Source organism: Pseudomonas sp. NPDC089741, from assembly GCF_044748825.1.
In the GTDB taxonomy this organism is placed as follows: domain Bacteria; phylum Pseudomonadota; class Gammaproteobacteria; order Pseudomonadales; family Pseudomonadaceae; genus Aquipseudomonas; species Aquipseudomonas helmanticensis.
On sequence record NZ_JBIVGT010000007.1, the window covers coordinates 52,259 to 75,461 of the forward strand.

11 protein-coding genes and 1 pseudogene are annotated in these 23,203 nt (G+C 60.1%); 5 read left to right on the forward strand and 7 right to left on the reverse strand.

Annotated features, from left to right (window positions below):
* Window positions 1-30: 30 nt before the first annotated feature.
* Together ACIPZE_RS10020 and ACIPZE_RS10025 are read right to left on the reverse strand one after the other, a co-directional pair.
* Complete coding sequence (locus ACIPZE_RS10020) at window positions 31-3,654, reverse strand: Tc toxin subunit A (protein WP_400772663.1); 3,624 nt, start codon at window positions 3,652-3,654, stop codon at window positions 31-33.
* 144 nt (window positions 3,655-3,798) lie between these two features.
* Window positions 3,799-7,158, reverse strand: coding sequence for a hypothetical protein (locus ACIPZE_RS10025; RefSeq protein WP_400772665.1), 3,360 nt, complete (start codon window positions 7,156-7,158; stop codon window positions 3,799-3,801).
* A 287-nt stretch (window positions 7,159-7,445) separates the two neighbouring features.
* On the opposite strand from ACIPZE_RS10025, the pseudogene ACIPZE_RS10030 reads away from it, so the two are divergent.
* A pseudogene (locus tag ACIPZE_RS10030) lies at window positions 7,446-7,637 on the forward strand (DUF6124 family protein); the annotation flags it as partial.
* Between the two features lie 113 nt (window positions 7,638-7,750).
* Here the strand turns inward: ACIPZE_RS10030 and ACIPZE_RS10035 are convergent.
* Together ACIPZE_RS10035 and ACIPZE_RS10040 are read right to left on the reverse strand one after the other, a co-directional pair.
* Window positions 7,751-8,110, reverse strand: a complete 360-nt coding sequence (locus ACIPZE_RS10035; protein WP_283439273.1) for a PilZ domain-containing protein — start codon at window positions 8,108-8,110, stop codon at window positions 7,751-7,753.
* A gap of 229 nt (window positions 8,111-8,339) precedes the next feature.
* Window positions 8,340-8,726 carry a tol-pal system YbgF family protein gene (locus ACIPZE_RS10040; protein ID WP_400772667.1) on the reverse strand — a complete coding sequence of 129 codons (387 nt, stop codon included), beginning with the start codon at window positions 8,724-8,726 and terminating at the stop codon, window positions 8,340-8,342.
* Window positions 8,727-8,898: 172 nt separating this feature from the next.
* Here ACIPZE_RS10040 and pyk point away from each other — a divergent pair, with 172 nt between their 5' ends.
* Entirely contained in the window at window positions 8,899-10,350 is a 1,452-nt protein-coding gene (gene pyk, locus ACIPZE_RS10045; RefSeq protein WP_400772669.1) for a pyruvate kinase, read from the forward strand.
* A gap of 263 nt (window positions 10,351-10,613) precedes the next feature.
* Here pyk and ACIPZE_RS10050 read toward each other — a convergent pair whose 3' ends face one another.
* From ACIPZE_RS10050 to ACIPZE_RS10060, 3 genes are all read right to left on the reverse strand, one after another.
* Entirely contained in the window at window positions 10,614-11,363 is a 750-nt protein-coding gene (locus ACIPZE_RS10050; protein ID WP_400772671.1) for an enoyl-CoA hydratase-related protein, read from the reverse strand.
* 163 nt (window positions 11,364-11,526) lie between these two features.
* Window positions 11,527-12,462, reverse strand: a complete 936-nt coding sequence (locus ACIPZE_RS10055) for an iron-sulfur-binding ferredoxin reductase (protein ID WP_400772673.1) — start codon at window positions 12,460-12,462, stop codon at window positions 11,527-11,529.
* The gene (locus ACIPZE_RS10060; protein ID WP_400772675.1) at window positions 12,455-13,561 is read right to left on the reverse strand and encodes a diguanylate cyclase domain-containing protein; all 1,107 of its coding nucleotides are present in this window, start codon (window positions 13,559-13,561) and stop codon (window positions 12,455-12,457) included. The genes ACIPZE_RS10055 and ACIPZE_RS10060 overlap by 8 nt, the downstream gene beginning before the upstream one ends.
* A 662-nt stretch (window positions 13,562-14,223) precedes the next feature.
* On the opposite strand from ACIPZE_RS10060, the gene ACIPZE_RS10065 reads away from it, so the two are divergent.
* From ACIPZE_RS10065 to ACIPZE_RS10075, 3 genes are all read left to right on the forward strand, one after another.
* Window positions 14,224-15,747, forward strand: a complete 1,524-nt coding sequence (locus ACIPZE_RS10065) for a fumarate hydratase (protein ID WP_034153454.1) — start codon at window positions 14,224-14,226, stop codon at window positions 15,745-15,747.
* Between the two features lie 206 nt (window positions 15,748-15,953).
* A complete protein-coding gene (locus tag ACIPZE_RS10070) occupies window positions 15,954-20,426 on the forward strand; it encodes a SpvB/TcaC N-terminal domain-containing protein (protein ID WP_400772677.1) in 4,473 nt (1,490 codons plus the stop codon).
* The gene (locus ACIPZE_RS10075) at window positions 20,423-23,167 is read left to right on the forward strand and encodes an RHS repeat-associated core domain-containing protein (RefSeq protein ID WP_400772679.1); all 2,745 of its coding nucleotides are present in this window, start codon (window positions 20,423-20,425) and stop codon (window positions 23,165-23,167) included. Before ACIPZE_RS10070 ends, ACIPZE_RS10075 begins: the two co-directional genes overlap by 4 nt.
* Window positions 23,168-23,203 lie beyond the last annotated feature (36 nt).

The window sequence follows — 23,203 nt, forward strand, 5'->3', positions numbered from 1 at the left end:
CTGGAGCACACGCGCCGGCAACGGGCGCAGTCATGGGGTAACTGGCGGGGCGTCGAACGTGATGGGCTCAAAAAACGCCGTGTTGGAACTGGCCTCGCACACCACGCTGAACATGAAGGTGCCACCCGACGGGCTGGACACAAACACCCGTGTGATGCCCTCGGCATCGGTGTAACTCTGTTCAGGGCGGATCACCGCCACGGGCAAACTCGTACCGTCCTGGGCCTCGGCAAACCAGCGCACCAGACGGTTGCGTCCGAGATTTTTATAGTCATCGCGCAGCGTGGCGGTCAGCTCGAACTCTTGCCCCGCCGGTATTGGCTCCTCGGGTACCAGAGACATCAATGGCCCAGGGAAAAACAGCGTCTGAGCGTCATCGGAGACAGTGACGAGCGGTGCCTGCTGCGCATCGATCAGGGCCACCCAGAATAAAGGCACCTCCTGCCCCACGACTTTGCCCGGCAGGTATTCGACCTGCACCGTGCCATCGACTTGCGTGGCTTTCGCAGCGACCGTGCCCAGACTCGTCTGCCAGTGCACGTAGACTCCTTTCAACGCTTCGCCGCCGGGAGTCTTGAGCGTCACGGTAAAGATGATTTTCTCATCAGGTTTGTTGGCCACTACGTCGGTCTTGTCCGCAGTACAGATCATGCTGAGCAGCGGTTCAGGCACCTCATCGGCGAAAGACACCATCGGTGCACGGGTTTCCGAGAGGCTGAGCACGGCTCGTTCGGCGGCGAGTCGATAAGCGTCCTTGTCGATCGCTTCAGGCAAATTGCCCAACAGAAAAATCGTCTGGGCATCCATGCCACTGTGCGCCGCCAGTACGCGTATGCGCAGCAACAGGTCCAGTTGACTGAGGTTCTTCAGAATCTTGAGAGCAGGGTCGATGTGAATGACGCACTCGTGCACTTCCTGCACGCTCCAGTCAAAAAATGCCGCGAGCCGCCGTAATGCCGCCTGCTGCGCGAGCCACAACGCGTCGACAGACAGATCATCGGTCAGGGCATTGACCTCGCGCAGATAGTCGAGCAATTCCTCGGCAGGTTGCTCGCTCAACTCGAACGCTCGAGTCAACGCGCTCAGGAAATACAGCGTGCGCACCGACAACAGATGCCGGTCTTGCTGATCCATCCAGGCCTTGTGGCCGTACTGCAGAAGGTCCTCCAGCAGCCGGGCACTCAGGTTCAGCTTGCTCACCACCGCAGCGCGCCGCCGCACATCGGCCAACAGGCTCAACAAGGGATCCGGCTGCTCGGACGCACGCGCCTGCGGTGCAGACTGTTCGGCACGTTCCAGCACCCGGGCCAACAGTTGATACACCGTGGACTGCGCCCAGGTCAGTATCCGCAGCGAACGTTCGGCGTCGAGTGCGGTGTAGACCGCCAGACACTCTCTGGCAACCGACACTTGAGCCTCCCGTGCCTTTATCAGCACGCTCAACATGCGTTCGACGATCATCGCCCGCACTCCGGCGTCGTTTTCTCCGAGTCCGTCCCTGACCGCCTGATCAAGCTTTTCTCTGGCAAAGAGCAGGTAATCCGCCTCAGGCAAATCCGAAGCAATGACCAGCCCCGTGGCGTCGACCAGCGCTACCAGTAATTGCAGCCAGTCCAGCCCGACCAGCAAGGGGACGCCGGCCGTCTGCAGTCCGGCATTGCTGAACAATGAGGCTGGCAGCAAGTTGCGAATCTGCTCGAACAACTGACGTTCAGCCTCGGTGACCACCGCCAATGCCTGAGGTGGTGAAACCTGCTGCAACATCCACAACACCGGCATGTCGCGATCCTTGCACCAGGACGCGCAGGAATGCATGGCATAAATCAGATTGAGAACGTCGGGAGGGGTTTCATCATCGCGGCGCTCGACCATGCGTGGCAGGCCTGCCAACCCGTTGATCCAGCTCTTGCCGCCCAACAGGGTCAGCATCAGTACGCCTTCGACCGGCGTAATGCCCAGCAACCGCGGCAACTTCACCAACCGGTAAAAACTCGAGATCACCGCCGCGCTGCGCTTGAGTTTGTTCCCCAGCCCATGTGCCTCGGCAATGGCCGCCGCCAGGTAAGCGTAGGTCTGCAGATCGATACTCAAACCGCTGCATAGCTGACTGATCGTCAAATCGCTCTCGCCTTGCGTCGGCAGTGCCGAAAACTCGCCACCGTCCAGCCGCATTGGCTGGCGATAGTCACCCTGACTGTTGAAGGTGCGGTCAAACAGCGAGAGCACCTGCGCCCGGCCATAAATCGACACTTCATCGATAAACGCCGCGAAGTCCTGGGCCGTGCAACCGTAGCGCTCGCGCAGTGACTGAAACAACCCCAGCGCATGCACGCTGTGCGTGGAAATCCAGTTCGGATGAGCGGGTGTTGCCCCTCGCGCCTCGGCATGGATGGCTGCTGCCAGAAGCGCATCCACTTGGTCGCTGGGCAGGTCCAGCCATTGGTCCAGTCGCAGCTTGCGATTCATTCGCTCGTAGCGATCAATCGTCGTCGGCGCTTGCGTCAAGCGATGAAGAAACCCTCCGCTGCTGTCCCTGTAGTCGATATCGAGCACCGGCGATGTGCCGGCGTTGACGAAGACCGATCCGCAACGATGACTTTCCGTTTCCCCCGGCTGGGAATCTCCGTAAACAGCCACATTGGCCGAACGGGTCGGGGCGAACTCGCGAATCGACAGCAACGCCTCCAGGCCCCGCGAGTCCTGTCGGGTACGCTCGCCGAAGAATTTCACCTGATTGAGGTTTTGCCATCCAGCGCCGACCGTGCCGAAATTACGCGCGTAGTACGCATCCCGTGCATCGTCGTCCTCTGGGTCAATGGGGGCTTCAGTCAGTAACTCACGCTGATACGGACCCAGTCGCGAGGCATGGCTCAGTGCGCGTCCGGCATCGGTGTCCCACGCTTCGGACTGCAAAAAATAGGGATAGGCCAGGTCCACCATGTGGGTGATATTGCCCACCGAAAAACCGTGTTGACGGGCGACGAAATCGAGCGTGACCCAATGCTGAAAATACGGTAATCCATTGGGGTAGCGTGCCTCGAAGAGGGCGTCCTCCAGGTCCAGCTTTTTGGGGCTGTTTTTAATGATAAAGGTTTCAAGCACCGGGATAATGACGTCCAGCGCCGAGATCGCTTGATGCACGGCGTTGAAGTCGACGAGCAACTGTTTGAGATCCTGGCGGCGCAGGTGCAAATCCAGTTTGCTCGCGTCACCTTCAGGAAAGATCCGCTGATCGATCCAGCGTAACAATTCGATCAGATAGGCCACTGGCGAGTTCATCGCTTCCAGTGCCTGAGGCGGACAAAACTCATCGAACTTCGGATAGAACAGTCGCTCGTAGCTCGGCCCGTCAACGATCGACAGCAAACCACTGCCAGGATGGACCGATTGTGTCGAAGAATGGCGCAACGAGTGCTCGATGAAACGACGTCGCACGAAGATCGCCAGACTGTTGGCTCTGCGCAAAAATGCCTGCGCGTCCTCGGGATGCATGCTGTATTCGTCGACCAACCCGCGAACGCCGTGCTCCACCACATGAAAAATGGACCCGCCGCGCTCCAGATAGGTGCAGAAATCGACATAGCTGTCGCGTTGCGCTTCGCTGAACACCTGCTTCAGCAGTTGCTCAACGGGACGAATCACCGGGTTAGTCATGGTCGGGTTCCCTGTATCGTTTTCGTGTCAGGATGTTTTTTCGCCTGACGAGCCGATGCTTTCATGCATGAATCTGAGTCATGCGGCGGCTGGGTGTCTACTGTCATAAATGACAGTAGACACCACCACTCTTCGGAAAAGAGATCAATCCTCAGGCGGCGATGACACGTCGAAACGATCGCTTTCGATCCAGTCGGACAGGGTCGAACCGTCCGCTGCGTCGGTGATGGTCTGCTGGAATCGGCACCAGTGGCCGCCGGGACTCAGCGTTTGCGTCGCCTCGCCGCGCCAGCCTTGCGCGGTAACGGCAAGGCCTGCGCTCAGGGCTTGTTCCGGGTCGAACCAGGTCACCACGCGACCGACGCCGGTGCGCCCTTTACCGACGAAGAGAAGCGGATTTTCGACCCAGCGCCCCGGCGCCGGCTCATCGATGACAGGCAGGTAAGTGCCGAGCACCACAGGGTGTGCAGCCGAGGCGGCAGATTCGAAGCCGTCACGCGAGGACACCGCCACCATATCGCAGGTGCCGGCGGGCTGATCCGGTTCAAGCGTCAATGACCAGCTACGATCCCCAAGCACCGGACTACGACCGGACAGCGTGCCCTTGCTGCCTGTCAGCGTGACCGTAACGGTGTCTCCCGGGTATCCGAATCCGGACACGACAACCGACCGACCGACATGCACGCCCCGCCCGGGGCTCTCGATGAACGGCGCTGCCGGCACCACTTTATAAATGCGCGACGCAGTGTCCTTCGATTCATGGGACTGAAAGAATTGCCTGGCCTTCACGGTGTAGTTGCCGATCGGTAACGCCACCTCGGCCTGCCATTTCCCCTCGCCACTGACGGGGACTTTATCGAGCAGGATTTCGCTCGGATTTTCACGCCAGAGCGTCACCTGACCGAAGGGTTCTCCAGTACCTGAGAACCTGGAGATTCGCGCCAACGACTGATTGTGTGCCGGCACATCGATTTTCGGGGGCAACAGCACCACAAAATAGCTGCGCACATCGCTGCGCAGGGATTCCCTGCCGGCGATGGTTTGCGTGGCGTCGATCTGATACTTGCGAAAATCGAGTTTTTTCAGTTCGATGAACCAGTCACCATGCGCCGTCAGCCGTTTCGGATCGCCCAATGCCCGACCGTATTGGGCGTCGCACAATTGCAGCGTGGCACCGCTAAACCCGTTGGTTCCGCGCACGATCAGGTCATAGTGGGTGTCTGCGTTTTCATCCGGTTCGGTGATCAGCGGTTTTTCCGGGCTGACCCAGAACGTTTGCGTCGCTGCCGGCGAGGCGCGCCCTGCCACGGTCTGTATCACCGTGACGGTATGCTCCTTGTCCGGTGCAAACCCGATGTCTCGTTTGAAAGCCCACGTGCCGCTGCTGCCACTGGGTTCGTGTCCGGTCGTACTGTCGCTGTACTTCAGGCTAAGTGTCGCGCCGGGCCAGCAAGTGCCGGAGATTTTCGGCGACAGGCCATCATCCTCAACAGCAGTGATCAGCGGTGCCAGCAATGGCACGCTGATGGTCATCTCCACGGGCTCGGAGTCCAGAGCACCTTGTTTTTGCACCAACAGCACAACCTTGCTGGTGTTCGGCTCCCAGCGTGATGATGCCTGTGCCCGCCAGCCCTGAGCCGTGACCGCTGCCGGCGGTGCAAGCGACGCGCCGCCGGCTTTGTCTGTCACTTGCACCGTGGCTCCGCTCACCCCCTTGCCCGTCAGGATCGGCGTGTAATCGACCACGGTGTAAGCCAGGTCGGTCGGCGCAGGAAAACGGTCGATATTGATGATCCGTTCGACCGCTTCCGACACGGCAATGCCCAGCTTCTGCCGCACCTGCACCGTGCGTGTCGAACCCGGTGCCCAGGCCTGCGACGCCCGGCTCGACCAGCCTTGCGCCGTGACTGTCGCCGGTGGCGCGACCGCGCTGCCGTTCGCCTTGTCCGTGATCTCGACCGATGCGCCGGTAACGCCTCTACCGGTGAACGTCGGGATGTAATTGGCAACGGTGTGGGCCACCTCCGTGGGCGGCGGCAATGTCGATGAAACCTTGAACAGGTACTCCAGCGAAGGAATCCAGCCGCCGGCATTATCGGAAACCTTCTGCACGGCTTTCAGATCGTAATCGCCGATGGGCCAGTTCTGTGAGGTCGTCGTCCAGCGTCCTCCCTGCACGCTCACGGTGGGCGGCGGCGTTGCGCCTGTCGGGCCCTTGACGATCGTGATCTCGACCGTGGCGCCGGTAAAACCTGCGCCGGAAAACCCGGCAGTGGTGAGGGTTGGGTAGCTGACGCTGACGGCGGTCAGTGCTGGAGGGCGGATTTTGAACAACCGCGACAGGCTCCGGCCCGACTCAAGACCGTTTTTGATTTGCTCGGCAACCAGAGAAGCAGGCCCCGGAGGCAGCGTGACGGAAGCACTCCATTGCGCTCCAGTCAAGACACTGCTCTGGCCAACCTGAACAGACCCCAAGTCTTTGAACAGAAAAACGATAGCCCCTGCTTCGCCCTTGATACCTGACACCGTAAAGGTCGTTGCCTGCAGTGAAGCAGCCGCCGGAGAGATAATTTCAGGTATCGTCGGCCGCAACTGAACCGTCACGGGCACTTTGTTTGAATACCCGACGTGGTTACCGTTGAAACTTGACTGGGCGTGAAAGACAAAAGGGCCTTCGGGCAGATCCTTGCTCAGGTTGACTGTCCATGTACCGTTTCTGACAGTTGTTTCCCCATAGGATGCCCCCCCTCCCTCTCTGTATATCGTGACCACTACACCATCGTTGGCCCCGGTTCCAGAGAGCTGAGGTCTGGGCTCACGTATCACATCATTCGCGTTAGGCCGAGTGATCTGCGCCGGGGTGTAGGCCACTGTGAATCGGTAATCCGTACGCCCGAAGTCCTGCCCACTCCAAGGGATGTAGTACTGGACAGAGAAGGTGTGCGGCCCCGGAACCAAGTCCGAAACATGCTGATAACGCCATTGGCCAGGGGCTGGCTCGGTAACCCCCTGCTTCGAGCCGTCATCAAAAAACACGTGAACAACCGCCGACGCCCTAGGGTCTTTGGTGCCGCTGATAATTGGCCTGGGCCCCAACTGATCGCCACTCTGGAAAGAGGTCATCAGCGGTTTTGCTGCGATGACAAACGACACGAAACCCCAGTTCTGCCATTCGTTCCTGATTCTCGCCCGGAAACCGAAATGGCCCATACCGTCACGACTGCTGGCGGTAACGCTTCTGAACAACGCGCCAGCACTATTGGTATTTCCCGTGTAACGCTGGTTACTGTACTGGTCATCCAGTTGATATTCGAAAGTGCCTGACTCGCCGGCCTCGATATGAAAATACACCGGTGATACCAGCGCGTAATTTGAGCTGGAGGGCTGACGAAAAACGGGCGTGGGCCGCGCCAACAGTTGATCTGTTTCAGCGTCAGTATCAGCCGCTGCGGGCGTAACTACCGGATCGGTGTCGGAAGCGGACTTTTCGTGATCGTCTGCCATGAGAGCTCCCTCTGGTGATGTCATGGTCATTGATGCTGTCAATGACTTGATACCCCTGAGGTACAGCGCTCGCCTACCTGTAAAATCTGACAGTCCTGACGAACGGTATCGTTGCGTGGCGGTGTATTTCGTGGTGCTTCTTCAGCACGCCGGGAGGCTACAACGCCTTGCGCCTTTGCCTACAGATCCGCCTGAATCCGCTGGCTTGTGCGCTTTGCTGATGCCCCGTAACGTGGTCCGTGCCGCCGCCAATCAGCGGTCGGGTTTAGTCGCCCGGGGTTATACGAGAAACGTTTTCGTCGGTGAGCATTCTGCTGCGGGATCTGGCGGACAGCCTGGAAGACAAACCCCGGCATCTGGCGATGGCGATGGCGATCTATCAGTGGAGCGAGAGGGGTTTGTTGCTGGCGCAGAAGACGCTGGACAGTGAGCCGGCGATTGCTGTGGCCCAGGTGTCGCTGACGGGGCGTCTGTACTGACGCTTTCGCGGGCAAGCCCGCTCCCACAATAGCCAGTAGTGATCACAAAAGTTGTGTACGCCAGCGATCCTTGTGGGAGCGGGCTTGCTCGCGAAGCTTCTGGCGGTTTGAAGTCAGGCCGAGGCCGGCAATGGCTGAAAACTGAAGTACTGGCGCAACGCCTCGACCAGTTGCGCGTATTCCGCCGGTGGGCGCTGCAGGCTGAAGCCGGCGTCGTAATGCATCGGGGTGGCGTCTTCATGGCACCACAGGCAGCACGCGGTGAGGTCGATCACCTGCTGGAGGCCATCGCCGCACGGGAGCTTGAGACGCAGGCTGAAATCGACACCAATCATCATCGGCAACTGGCTGATCAGCATCAGTCCATCTTCGGACACGTTGCCGAGAAAGCCGATGGGTTTGTCAGTGACGCTGTTGAACACTCTGAGGAAATACGGCAATTGATGCCGTTCGATCCGGCGGTCAGTAAACATGCGCAGTTCGCCATGCAAGGCTCCATCACAGAGCCGCGCTGTGCTTCGGAACAAACCTGTGGGGCAGGCTCGCTCTCCCCGCTTCCGGTGTGCCGGTCGCTACGTCGCCGTCACTTGACCACTTGCCAGTCGCAGGTGTTGCCCCGGATCAGCGCCAATGCGCTGGAACCGGATCATTCGACTATAGCTCAGCCTGTACAGTCGGCCAGAGTTTGTATGACAACCAACATCAGAACCGTGTCGGGCGCACCACGGCTGCTGCACTGCGGGTCGGGTAATGGCCCAGGCTTTCCAGGGTCTCCAGACGGGCGCGGGCACGGTAGGCGTATTCGCTGTTCGGGTAAGAAGCCATGATGAACTGATAGGTCTGCGCGGCATCGACAAACATCTTCTGCCGCTCAAGGCACTGGCCGCGCATCATCGACACTTCCGGCCACACGTACGGGCGGGCGCGGCTGGAACGCTCGACCTTGGACAGTTCGAGCATCACTTGCTCGCAATTGCCGCGGTCGTAGGCGCTGTAGGCGTTGTTCAAATGATGGTTCATCGACCAACGGGTGCAGCCCGTGACGGCGAGGACGCTGAGGGCAAGGGCGGCAATGGGTACGAATCGCATGAGGGTTCTCCTGTCTTGAGCAATGTATCGACCCAGGGTCGGAAATCTTCAGGCGCGTTTGTCCCAAAGTTGTCGCGTTCAATAAAGAAAGTATTAAGTAGTGCATTCGAACAATGACTACACCCCAAGAGCATAGTAGCCTTCGCTAGCGCTTGAACTCAGGAGTCTTTGCATGTCCGTCCGTCGTACCAAAATCGTCGCTACCCTTGGCCCGGCCAGTAACTCGCCGGAAGTTCTCGAACAGCTGATTCTGGCTGGCCTGGACGTTGCCCGTCTGAACTTCTCCCACGGCACCCCCGACGAGCACAAGGCTCGCGCGAAGCTGGTGCGTGACCTGGCTGCCAAGCACGGTCGCTTCGTCGCCCTGCTGGGTGACCTGCAAGGCCCGAAAATCCGTATCGCCAAATTCGCCAACAAGAAGATCGAGCTGAAGATCGGTGACCCGTTCACCTTCTCCACCAGCCATCCGTTGACCGAAGGCAACCAGCAAGTGGTCGGCATCGACTACCCGGATCTGGTCAAGGACTGCGGCGTGGGCGACGAGCTGCTGCTCGACGACGGCCGCGTGGTGATGCGCGTTGATACCGCCACTGCCACCGAACTGCATTGCACCGTGACCATCGGCGGCCCGCTGTCCGACCACAAAGGCATCAACCGTCGCGGTGGCGGCCTGACCGCTCCGGCCCTGACTGAAAAAGACAAGGCCGACATCAAGCTCGCTGCAGAAATGGAAGTCGACTACCTCGCGGTATCCTTCCCACGTGACGCTGCCGACATGAACTACGCCCGTCAACTGCGCGACGAAGCCGGCGGTACTGCATGGCTGGTGGCGAAGATCGAACGCGCCGAAGCCGTGGCCGACGACGAAACCCTCGATGGTCTGATCCAGGCTTCCGACGCGGTGATGGTTGCTCGTGGTGACTTGGGTGTGGAAATCGGCGACGCCGAGCTGGTCGGCATTCAGAAAAAAATCATTCTGCACGCACGCCGCCACAACAAGGCTGTGATCGTCGCGACCCAGATGATGGAGTCGATGATCCAGAACCCGATGCCGACCCGCGCCGAAGTGTCCGACGTGGCCAACGCCGTGCTCGACTACACCGACGCCGTGATGCTCTCGGCTGAATCCGCTGCAGGTCTGTATCCGCTGGAAGCTGTTCAGGCGATGGCGCGCATCTGCGTCGGCGCTGAAAAGCACCCGACCGGCAAGACTTCGGGCCACCGCATCGGCACCGAATTCACCCGTTGCGACGAAAGCATCGCACTGGCGACCATGTACACCGCCAACCACTTCCCGGGCGTTAAAGCGATCATCGCCTTGACCGAAAGTGGCTACACCCCACTGATCATGTCGCGCATCCGTTCTTCGGTGCCGATCTACGCGTTTTCGCCGCACCGTGAAACCCAGGCGCGCGCAGCGATGTTCCGTGGCGTGTACACCGTACCGTTCGATCCGGCTTCGCTGGAACCGCACGAAGTCAGCCAGAAGGCCATCGACGAGTTGGTCAAGCGCGGCGTTGTGGAAAAAGGCGACTGGGTCATCCTGACCAAGGGCGACAGCTACCACACCACCGGCGGCACCAACGGCATGAAGATCCTGCACGTGGGCGACCCACAGGTCTGATTGATCGGTTGTTCGAAAAACAAAAGCCCCGGCATGTGAGTGTCGGGGCTTTTTGTTGTCTGCGTTGAATCGAAAGCCCCTCACCCTAGCCCTCTCCCAGAGGGAGAGGGAACCGATTGAGGGATATTGCAGAATTGCACCGACCTGATAGCTCTCCGCTGAATCCGACCGGTTCTTTCAAGTCGATGTATAGCGCATTACACCTCGGTCGGCTCCCTCTGGGAGAGGGCTGGGCGGGCGGCGTTCCGATGAGGGTTGGCTTTTCAATGCCGTTTGATAAATCCGGTCAACGCCGCCATTGCTTCTGGCGAACGCAGGCGCTGGGTGAATAACCCGCCCTCCTCCTCGATCACCTTACGGATCAACTCGCGATCCGGTGCCTTCATCAATTGCTTGCTGATGCGCACCGCTTCGGCCGGCAGCTCGTCGAAGCGCAAGGCCATCTCCCGCGCCTTGCTCAACGCCGCGTCGCCGCTGCTTAGCGCTTCGGTGGCAATGCCCCACTGCGCCGCCTGTTCGCCACTAAAACCCTCGCCCAGCAATAACAATTCCGCCGCTTTGGCTTGCCCGAGCAAGCGCGGCAGGATCAGGCTGGAACCGAACTCCGGGCACAGGCCAAGGTTGACGAATGGCATGCGCAGGCGTGCATCGCGGCTGACGTAGACCAGATCGCAGTGCAGCAACAGCGTAGTGCCGATACCCACCGCTGCACCGGCCACGGCGGCGATCACCGGTTTGCGGCATTCGAGCAGATTGAGCATGAAGTGAAACACCGGGCTGTCGAGATCGCTCGGCGGTTGCTGGATGAAGTCGGCGATGTCGTTGCCGGCGGTGAAGCACTCGGCGCTGCCGGTGATCAGCACGGCATTGATTTCTGGATCGGCATCCGCCTGCTGCAACGCCTCTGCCAGACGACTGTACATCGCCCGGGTCAGGGCATTTTTCTTGTCCGGGCGATTGAGGCGCAAAGTTAGTAAACCGCGCTCGCGTTCCAGCAGGATGGCTTCGGTCATGGTGTGTCTCGACGATGTCGGGCTAACGAAGATCAACGGTGGCGAGGGAGCTTGCTCCCGCTGGGCTGCGCAGCGGTCCCAAAAATGTATCAGCGCTGCGCACTCAAGCGGGAGCAAGCTCCCTCGCCACAGGAAACGTCGCAGCCCTGGAAAAAGTCAGCGCTCAACCACGGGACAAAAATACGTCGGCCAGCAGTTGATTGCGCGGTAATCCGGCCAGATACAGACGCCGGGCGAAAGCGTCGACACTGACCGTCGAGCCGCAGACTAAGGCCACGGTTTGCCGCGAGACAAGACGCAGTTGTGCCAAAGCGGCGGCTGACTCGGCCGTCGTCCACAGTTCGACGCTGAGGTTTTCGCGCTGTGCGGCCAGCGCTGCCAGGGGTTTGGCCAGATAGTGTTCGCGATCGTCATGAGCCAGGTGAATGATGCGGATCGCGCCTTGATGATCCTGCTGCAACGCTTCGCGCAGCACACCGAACAACGGGCCGAGACCGGTACCGGCAGCCAGCAGCCACAGCGGCCGGTCATGCCAGTCGGGGTCGTAATGCAGCGCACCGCCGCGCAACTCGCCGAGACGGATCGGGTCGCCGATCTGCAGGCGCCGCGCGGCATCGCTGAATTCGCCGGGTTGCCGGCAATCGAGGTGGAATTCGAGAAAGCGCTCTTCTTCCGGCAGGCTCGCCAACGAATACGGCCGGGCGATGTGCTCGAGCCACAGCACCAGATGCTGCCCGGCGCTGTAGCGCAAGGGCCGTTGCGGGGTCAGGCGCAAACGCAGAACGTTGTCGCTGAGCCAGTCCAGCGCCTCGACCACTGCCGGCCGCCCATCGGTAAGCGGGTCAAAGGTGTGCACCTGCAAATCTTCGCTGACCTGGCACTGACAGGCCAGCCGCCAGCCTTGCTGACGCTGCTCGGCACTCAGCGCATCCGGCCGGCTATCGGCGGGCAGGCCTTTCACACACTGCACCAGGCACGCATGGCAACTGCCGGCGCGGCAACTGTAGGGCACGGCGACACCGTTCTGGTTAAGGGCATCGAGCAGATTGCTACCCGCCGCCACCGACCAGTGCCGCTCACCGACGCGTAGTTCAGGCATCGACGCTCTCCCAGGCTGCCGCGCAGCGATTGCGTCCATCACGTTTGGCCCGGTACAGCGCCTGATCGGCACGCTGCAAGGCGTCGTCGAGATCATCGCCCAGTTCCAGCAGGGTCATGCCCGCCGACAGACTGAGGTTGCGCACATTCAGGCCGATCAGTTCGACATCGGTGAACGCGATGCGCAGACGCTCACAACAGGCGGTCAGGCGTTCAGCGTCGCAATCGGGCAGCAGCACGACAAACTCCTCACCCCCATAGCGCGCCAGCACATCGCCGTCGCGCAGGCAGGCGCCAGCGACGCCGGCGAACGCCTGCAACACCTGATCGCCAGCGGCGTGGCCGTGCAGGTCATTGATGCGTTTGAAGTGATCAAGGTCGATCAGCGCCAGGCCGTGCATCACACCCGTGTCCATCGCGCCCAGTTCGCGCGAGGCCAGACGCAGGAAATGCCGACGATTGAACAGCCCGGTCAGCTCATCGGTGGCCACCAGGTCTTCGAGCTGGCGCATCATCCCGCGCAGGGTGTCCTGATGCGCCTGCAAAGCAAAGCGGCGTTGACGCATGCGTTGGCGCGAGACCTGGACAAAGCGCGCGTACAGCACCAGCCACCCCAGCACCATCGCCAGAATGCACACCTGCAGAGCGGCGAGCGCAGGCTCGGGCAGCAGGAAGTGGTAGCCGTCCCACAGGGTGATTGCGCAGAAACTGAAGAACACCAGCAGTGCGCAGCGAATGAACGCGCGTCGACTGAGGTGGAACAGGCCGAACAGCAGGATCAACACGTAGAAGACCAGAAACGCCCCGCGCGCTTCATCCAGATGGGCGATCAGCCAGGTTTGCCAGCCAAGTCCCAGCAGCACTTGCACTTCGGTCAGGCTGGGGTCGGCAAAACGTTGGTTACGCCCGGTCCAGAACAGCACGAACAGGCTCGCCTGGCTGATCACCACGAGGGCGCTGCCAATGGCCACAGAGCTCAGAGTCTGGTCGTAATGCCCGGTAAAAAACGCCAGCCACAGCAGCAGCAAAGCCAATCCGTAGGTGGCTGCAGCGAGGGCAAAACGTTTCAGTAAAAGACGTTGAATGGCGTTATGGGTCAATCGTTGACTCACCGTGCGATAGGAGGCTGACCGAGTGTCCTACTCTACAGACCGGCTGCCACTTTAGAGGCCCGGTCGATAAATGACCACCGATTTTCAGGCTCGAAAATTGACGTCAAAAGTGTGGCCTGCGTAAACCGTCAAAAGCCCCTCACCCTAGCCCTCTCCCGGAGGGAGAGGGGACTGACCGAGTCGTTTGTTGGCAATACGCCGACCTGAAATATCGAGCCGAACTCAGGTTAGAACAACATATGATCGGCTCCCTTTCCCGAGCTGAACTCAGGTTAGAACACATAAGATCGGCTCCCTCTCCCGAGCTGAACTCAGGTTAGAACACATAAGATCGGCTCCCTCTCCCGAGCTGAACTCAGGTCTGAACAGCACGAAGATCGGCTCCCTCTCCCCCTCGCCCCCTTGGGGGAGAGGGTTGGGGTGGGGGTAAATGCTGAAGTGCAAACCCGCTGTCCGATATTCGCCCACCCATGCGACCAACGAATGACTGCCGGCGCGTGTATGCCCCACCGAGGCGCGGTATACTGCCGCGCCTTTTTAGCGTCGCGCCAGCAGCCCCGGCGTGCCTTGAAAGGTGTCTGCGACCGACCGATGCACCCAAGCCGCAGGCACCTTATTGAATGTTCCCGTCTTTTAGAGGAGCGCGACTCATGACCGTGATCAAGCAAGACGACCTGATTCAGAGCGTTGCCGACGCCCTGCAGTTCATTTCCTATTACCACCCCGTGGATTTCATCCAGGCGATGCACGAAGCCTACCTGCGCGAAGAATCGCCAGCGGCCCGTGACTCGATGGCGCAAATCCTGATCAACTCGCGCATGTGCGCCACCGGCCACCGCCCGATCTGCCAGGACACCGGTATCGTCACCGTGTTCGTGCGCGTCGGCATGGACGTGCGTTGGGATGGCGCCACCATGGGCCTGGACGACATGATCAACGAAGGCGTGCGTCGCGCCTACAACCTGCCGGAAAACGTCCTGCGTGCCTCGATCCTCGCCGATCCGGCTGGCGCTCGGAAAAACACCAAGGACAACACGCCGGCGGTCATCCACTATTCCATCGTCCCGGGCAACACCGTGGAAGTGGACGTGGCAGCCAAGGGCGGCGGTTCCGAGAACAAGTCGAAAATGGCCATGCTCAACCCGTCCGACTCGATCGTTGACTGGGTACTCAAGACCGTTCCGACCATGGGCGCCGGCTGGTGCCCACCGGGCATGCTCGGTATCGGCATCGGCGGCACCGCCGAGAAAGCTGCGGTGATGGCCAAAGAAGTGTTGATGGAATCCATCGACATCCACGAGCTGAAAGCCCGTGGCCCACAGAACCGCATCGAAGAAATGCGTCTGGAACTGTTCGAGAAGGTCAACCAACTGGGCATCGGCGCCCAGGGCCTCGGTGGCCTGACCACCGTGCTCGACGTGAAGATCATGGACTACCCGACTCACGCAGCCTCGCTGCCGGTGTGCATGATCCCGAACTGCGCCGCCACCCGTCACGCGCATTTCGTGCTTGATGGTTCCGGCCCGGCCTCGCTGGAAGCGCCGCCGCTGGACGCCTACCCGGAAATCGTCTGGGAAGCCGGCCCGTCGGCCCGTCGCGTCAACCTCGACACCCTGACCCCGGAAGACGTGCAGAGCTGGAAGCCGGGCGAAACCGTCCTGCTCAACGGCAAAATGCTCACCGGTCGCGACGCCGCGCACAAGCGCATGGTCGAGATGCTGAACAAGGGTGAAACCCTGCCGGTCGACCTCAAAGGTCGCTTCATCTACTACGTTGGCCCGGTTGATCCGGTCGGTGACGAAGTGGTTGGCCCGGCAGGCCCGACCACCGCGACGCGGATGGACAAGTTCACCCGGCAGATCCTCGAGCAAACCGGCCTGTTGGGCATGATCGGCAAATCCGAGCGCGGCCCGACCGCCATCGAAGCGATCAAGGACAACAAAGCCGTGTACCTGATGGCTGTCGGCGGCGCGGCTTACCTGGTTGCTCAGGCGATCAAGAAGTCGCAAGTGCTGGCGTTTGCCGAACTGGGCATGGAAGCGATCTACGAGTTCGAGGTCAAGGACATGCCGGTCACCGTTGCGGTGGACAGCAAAGGTGAGTCGGTACACATCACCGGGCCTGCGATCTGGCAACAGAAGATCAGCGAAAGCCTGGCGGTAGAAGTGCAGTAAGCGCTTCGCTGTTGTAAAAAGGGCCGGCCTGTCACACGACAGGTCGGCCCTTTTTTGTATTCATCAGCAAAAAGATCGGCGATAACACCTGCTGAAAGTCATACTTTTCGGCATAAAACACCTGTCAGATCTGACAGGTTACCCATCCCCTTTATCTTGATAGCGTCTGTCCAACTGCGCCCCCGCATTGTGCATTGGATCAGATCATGGCCGATCAAGAGTTGAGCATCGTTACCCCATCGATCGAGAAGAGTTCGACGATCGCTACCATCGGAAAAAGCTGGGGCGCGGTAGGTCCGACCGGTGCGGCGTCGTTTGAGCTGCCTGTCCCTGCGTCCGCCGGGCGTGGTTGGGACCCACAACTGTCATTGACCTACAGCAGCCAGGCCGGTAACGGGCCATTCGGTATCGGCTGGAACCTGGGCGTCGGCCAAATCAGCCGTCGCACCCATAAAGGTGTACCGCGTTATACCGATCACGACGAAATCATCGGCCACGACGGCGAGGTGTGGATGCCCGAACTGGACGAAGACGGCGAACTGAAGTCGCGTGCAGAGTCGAGTTACAACGGGATGGCGATCGGCCCGCACACGGTCGTGCGTTACTGGCCGCGGGTCGAAAGCGATATTGCTCTGCGCGAACGCTGGCAAGCAGAACCGCAAATGCCGCCGTTCTGGTTGGTACACGGGGCTGATGGCTCATTGCACGTTTACGGGAAAACCGCCGCCAGCCGCCGCGCGGATCCCGACAATCCAATGCGAGTGAGCAGTTGGTTACTCTGCGAGAGCATGAACGCCCACGGCGAGCACATCTGCTTTGAGTACCTGAGCGACGATGATGACGCCGACCCGGTGCATGACTACCGCGCCCAGCGCTATCTGCACCGGGTGCTCTACGGTAACGCCAGCGCCAGCGCAAACTTGTATGCGTGGAGCAACGACGATCCCGCTGACCTGCACTGGCATTTCCACCTGCTGTTCGACTACGGCGAGCGCAGTCGCGACATGAGCGAAAAACCCGTGTATGACGGCATCGAATTGCGACCCTGGCTGCAACGCGGTGATCCGTTCTCGACGTACGGCCAGGGTTTTGAAATCGGCACCCGCAGGACTTGCCAACAAATGTTGATGTTTCATCACTTTGCGCAAGAAACCGGTCCCCGCCCGACACTCGTCCGACGCTTGTTGCTGGAGTACCGCAACGTCGAACCGGCATGGACGTACAGCCAGATCAGCGCCGCCCATTACCAGGCTTGGGATGCCGATGGCAGAGTGGAAAATACCCCACCGGTCGAGTTCGATTACACAGCGTTCGAGATCAACAAGACCGCGACACGCCTGTTTGCAACGGACACCATGCCTGGCATCGATGATGGCGCTAACTATCAATGTGTCGACCTGTACGGCGAAGGCGTTCCAGGGTTTCTCGCACGGTTCGACCAGTGCTGGTACTACCGCGAACCACAACGCGGCGAGTCGAGCCCGGAAGCCATCGATTACGGCCCTTGGACAGCGCTGCCGGCAGTGCCTGTCGCCAATCGCCGGCAGCCGGCGCAGCAATGGCTGACCGACCTGACGGGTGACGGACGTCTGGACTGGGTCAGCGCGCAACCGGGCAACAGCGGTTTTCGCTCGTTGAAGGCTGATCGTAGCTGGGGCCCATTCGTTCAGTTCGAAGCGATTCCAGTGGAGCTGTCCGATACCCTTGCACAGCTGGGCGATCTGGTCGGCGACGGACTCAGTTCGCTCGCGCTGATCGGCCCACGCGCCGTGCGCCTGTACGCCAATCAACGTGAGGATGGCTTTGCCGGAGCGGAAGACGTCAAACATGAAATCGATGGTGACCGCCTGCCAGTGTTCAGTGACTCACCCACCGAGCTGGTGTTTCTGGGCAACATGCTCGGCAGTGACATGAGCGAGCTGTGCCGGATTCGATACAACGAAATCAAATGCTGGCCCAACCTGGGACACGGCAAGTTCGGCAAAGGCCAGGTGATCAGCGCCCTGCCCTTTACGTATGCCGGGTTCAATGCGGCGCAGGTGCGAATAGCCGATCTCGACGGGTCTGGCGCACCGGCTCTGATCTACCTGAAATCCGACGCTTTCGAGATTTACCGCAATCACGGTGGTAATGGCCTGGAGCAAACACCCGTGATTGTTCCGTGGCCGGAAGGCATTCGTTACGACCAGTTGTCCCGAGTGACGCTGACTGATGCACAAGGCTTGGGCTGCGCCAGTCTGATTCTGAGCGTTACGCACATTGAACCGCAGCACTGGCGTTATGACTTTGTCGCAGCCAAGCCTTATCTGCTCAATGCCACCAATAACAACATGGGCTGCAGCACTCGTGTCAGCTATCGCAGTTCCGCACAGGCATGGCTTGATGAAAAAAGCGAACGACTGGCAAAACAACCGCTGGTCGCTCCAGCCTGCTATCTGCCTTTTCCCGTGCAGGTGGTCAGTCAGCAATTGCAGGAAGACGAGATCACCGGCAACCGCACAATGCAAATGACCGAATACCGTCACGGCGTCTATGACGGACGGGAGCGCGAGTTTCGCGGTTTCGGCCGGATCCAGCACACCGACAGCGAAAGCGCGACGGGAAATGACGAGCTCGGCTTCACCGCACCGGTCCGGGTGTGTACCTGGTTTCACACCGGGCAATCCATGACCGCACCCCGCGAAGGCTACTTCACGGAAGACTCCGAGGCCGTGGCACTGGGTGGCACCTTGTACAGCCGCTATCACCTCGGTGATGAATACGATGAGACGGTGACCCCGCCCGACGCCGATACCGAATATGAAATTGCCCGCACACTGGTGGGGTCGATCATCCGCAGCGAAACCTATGCCGCCGACGATGATTCGCTCCTGCCATATACCGTCCAGGAGCATCGCTATCTGGTGCGTGAAGTACGCCCTCGAGGTGAGCATGATCCCGCAGCCGTGCTGTTGCCGCTGGCACTGGAACACATCAGTTATGCCTACGATCGCTTCATCGACGACCCGCAATGCCGGCACGAGATCACCTTGCGGCGTAACCGTTACGGCCTGCCGACTCACGCTCTCACGGTCAGTTATGCACGCCGCCGCGACCCGACGGATACGCCGCCCTTTACTGACCCGGATGAACAGCAATGGTGGCTCGACGCGCATGATCAGGCCCAGCAGTCTTACTACCTGAGCGAGGCCCGCGCACGCTACATCGACCTCGATGCAGACCCGCAGCAATGGCGGTTGGGTATGCCGTGGCAGCAACGCAACAATGCCCTGGTATTGCCCAAAGGGGAGCTACCCACAGGCCTCGACCCGCAACAGATCGGTTACGAGGCTTTGAACGCGCATCTGGACTCAGCCCACTGGAATACCGGGCGAGTACTGACGATGCAGTCAATACAGCGTTATCTCAAGAGTGCAGACATGTCGCCGCTGCCCGAGGGGCAGAGTGATTTCCAAGCGCTGGTCGCACCGATGGAACTGGCACAGATGGACAAGACCGCACTGGACGCCTACGGCGATCTGCCAGGTTTCGACATTCGCGCGGCACTGAAGGAAATCGGCTACACGGCGATGACGCCCCTGTTCGAACCTGCGCCCTTGCCGGAGGCAGAAGAGAATCTCTGGTCCTCGCATTACGGCTACGCGCAATACGCAGGTCCCGAACGTTTCTACAAAGTCCTCAAGTACCGTGAAACCCTGAGTCACGGCTGGACCACGGCGCAATACGATGATTACTGCCTGGCAATCAACCGCGTCGAACTGCCGGACCAGTGCACCACCCACATCGTCTACGACTATCACGCGTTGCAGCCGACCCGCATCGTCGATGCCAATGAAAACATTTACGAGGCCCTCTACGAACCGTCCGGGCAACCACTGGCCACCAGTTTTCACGGCACCGAAAACGGTATTGCCGTTGGTTTCCATTCCCTGAGCGAATACCTGCGCCCGGTGGATTATCGCCCCGATGCAGCGATCGACAACCCGGCGGCCGCCGTACAAAAAGCCGCCAGCACTTTGCGCAAGGATCTGTTCAGCTGGATGGGCCAGCTCCCGCCTGACACAGAAGGGGCAAGCCAATGGATTGCACAAGGTTACATCCTGCCCAGCGGACATATTCGCGCCAGCGCACGCCTGCGCCTGCATCGCAACGCATTCAAGACCCACACCGAACAAGTCTTGAGCCAGCGCATTGCCAGTGCTCGCCGTGAACCGGTGTACCGCGTTTTGCTGAGTGCCGACCGCTACCCCCATGACGACGTCCCGGCACAGATACAGATCATCAAGGCTTGTGTGGACGGTTTCGGCCGGGCGCTGCAAACCCAGCAGCTTGTCGCTCCTGGCCAGGCGTATGAGGTGAGCGCCGACGGCGCGCTGACACTTGATCGCGGTGAGCTGCGCGAGGTCTTTGCCGAGTCGCGCTGGCGCATCAGCGAACGGGTCGAATACAACAACAAAGGCCTGGCAGTGCGGCAATTCCGGCCGTTCTTTGCCGATAGCCATGGCTACGTCAACGATGTTTCCCTGCGCGAGCACGGCTATTTCGATCAGCAGTTCTACGACCCCATGGGCCGGCCGGTCAAACTGATCAATGCCCAGGGCCATTTTTCCCGTGAGACCTATCATCCTTGGTATCACACCAGTGAAGATTTCAACGATACCGACGAGTCCCGAGCATGAACGCCAATGTCGCCTGGCGTACGCCATCACTCGTCGTCAGTGATGGCCGCGGCTTGCCGGTGCGGCAGGTTGCCTATTTGCGCACGTTTGCCGCAGACGCGGCCGAAGTGCTGGTTTCACGTTTCCAGCATGACCCGGCAGGCAGAGCGGTAGCGCAGTGGGATCCGCGCCTGCCAATGGCCAGTCAGGTGACCGTGTATGGTTTGAGTGGCGAACCACTCGCTGTTCACGGCGTCGATGCCGGCTGGCGTCTGACATTGCCCGGGGTGGCCGGTGAGGCGCTCGAGCGTTGGGATGAGCGCGGCAGCCATTGGCGAACCACCTTCGATGAACAATTGCGCCTGTTGACGCAGGAAAACCTCACACAGGCAGATATCGAAACCTGCATCTATGCCGACGCGAACGCCGACCCTGCCCTCAACCTGCGAGGGCGATTGATCACGTTGAGGGACGCGTCAAGCTCCAGCGACTTCGAAAGTTTCAGCCTCGCCGGTCAGTCGTTGCGCGAGACCCGCACCTTTCATGACGACATGGCGTTTGTCAGTCAACGGGTCTACAGCCCGGCAGGCCGCCTGCTGGAACACACCGATGCCGGCGGACATCGCCAGCGACTGCGCTACGACGTTGCCGGGCAGCTCAACTTCAGCCAGTTGCGAATCAACGCCCAGCCCGACTGGAAACCGGTTTTGCGCTACGCCCAGTACGACGCCGCAGGGCAGATCACCGAACAACAGACCGCCAACGGAGTGGTCAGCCAATGGCTCTATGAACCTGAGAACGGCCGCCTGCGTCGGCAATCCTCTGCTATCGGCACGCAGCCGGCTCTGCAGGATCTTGAATACGCCTATGACGCGAAAGGCAATTGCACGCGCATCCTCGATCACGTTTTCAGTGTCAGTCACTTCGCCAACCAACGGGTCGACGGCGAACGCCTGTTCAGCTATGACTCGCTGGACCGCTTGCACAGCGCAAGCGGCTATGACGATGGCCCGCCCTCGGACATTCCCGGCTTGCCGCAGCCAACCGACCCGCACAACCGCCTCAATTACACACAGACTTATACCTACGACCACAGCGGCAACCTGATCAGGCTCCGCCATGTCCGCGCGGGTGCCAGCCATACGCGCGAGATGAGCATCGACCCCGCCAGCAATCGTGGCGTGCGCTGGAAGGCGGGCGATCCGCTACCGGACTTCGCCAGCCTGTTCGACCGCCACGGTAATCTGCTGGCCTTGCAACCCGGCCAGCCGCTGCAATGGAACACCCGCGACCAACTGGCTCGAATCACTCTGATCCATCGCGACAACAGCGCCGATGATCAAGAGCAGTACGGTTACAGCCAGGGCGTGCGGGTCTACAAGCGCCATGAGCGGCACACAACGTCCGTCAGCCACTTCGACGAAGTCCGTTATCTGCCCGGCCTGGAAATCCGCACCCGCGACAATGTCGAGGAACTGCACGTCATCATTGTCGCCAGCGGATTCGGCGACGCGCGTTGCCTGCACTGGACAGGCGAACCGCCGACAATCGATAACGATCAATTGCGCTACACCCTCAACGATCATTGCGGTTCCAGCCTGATGGAACTGGATCAGCAGGCGCGTCTGATCAGTCACGAAGGTTATTACCCGTTTGGGGCGACCGCGTGGTTGCGCGCCCGCTCGGGGCTGGAGGTCAGTTACAAGACCGTACGTTATTCAGGCCGGGAAATGGACGTCAGCGGCCTTTATTACTATGGCGCAAGATATTACGCGCCGTGGTTGCAACGCTGGATCAGCGCGGACCCTGGAGGCGATGTCGACGGGCTGAACCTGTACGCATTCGTCGGCAATAACCCGATGAACTATTTCGATGACGCCGGGCTCAATCGCTCGCCCAACGAACTCAAGCGACTGATCAGCTGGAACATGCAGGCGTTGTCTTCCATAGATCAAAAAATGAGTACCCTTCAGGGCCAACTGATCAACCTGCAACATCCAGGGAAATGGCGCACGACGCTGGCCAGGAACGTTGCTTATCAAGTCGGCAGCGCCGCCACCGGCTGGTTTACCTCGTTCAATGCCGCCACGTTTGCCTCCGAAGCCATGCCCGGGCTTTCCGCTGATTTGATCGGCCTGACACTGGGCAACAACATCGCCGACCGGAGCGTTGGCACTTATGACACGCTGGTGGAACAACTGACGTTGAACTCGCCGATTGTCCCCCGCACCTCTACCTTCAACCGTGATGCCATTGCGGCAGAGCTGCAGCCCCCATCCGCGCTCCCCTCCCGCGAAAAGTACGACGTGCGCAGCCGTGAGGGTTTGCAACAATTGGCGGTGGATGGCATCAGTAAAGTCGTCGGCGCCTATGTGCCCGGTGTGGGTGAGGCCATGGCCCTGGGCAGCCTTGCACAGCAAGCCAATGAGGCCGAGGAAGGCCTGTCATCGCTGAAACTGGCAAAAATCCACAGCACTCTCGATGAACTCGATGCGATGGTCACGCGATTGACCGCATCGACCAACACCGCGTTTGCCGAACTGGGAATTAACGAGTTTTACGATGAACAAAACGGAATGCGCAGCTACCTGGTTGACCTGGCACTCAATCGGGTAGGCACAGCCAAGGCGAAAATGTTACGCCAGTCTGATGCGAAGCAGCTTGTGGGATTCGCCCGTAATAATATCGGGACCACTCGAGAATTCCTCAACACCTATCAGCAAAAAGTCCCGATCATTCGCAATCGGTATCGGGGCAAATGAATTGCACAGACCTGAGGTCACCCCGGGTAATGGAGC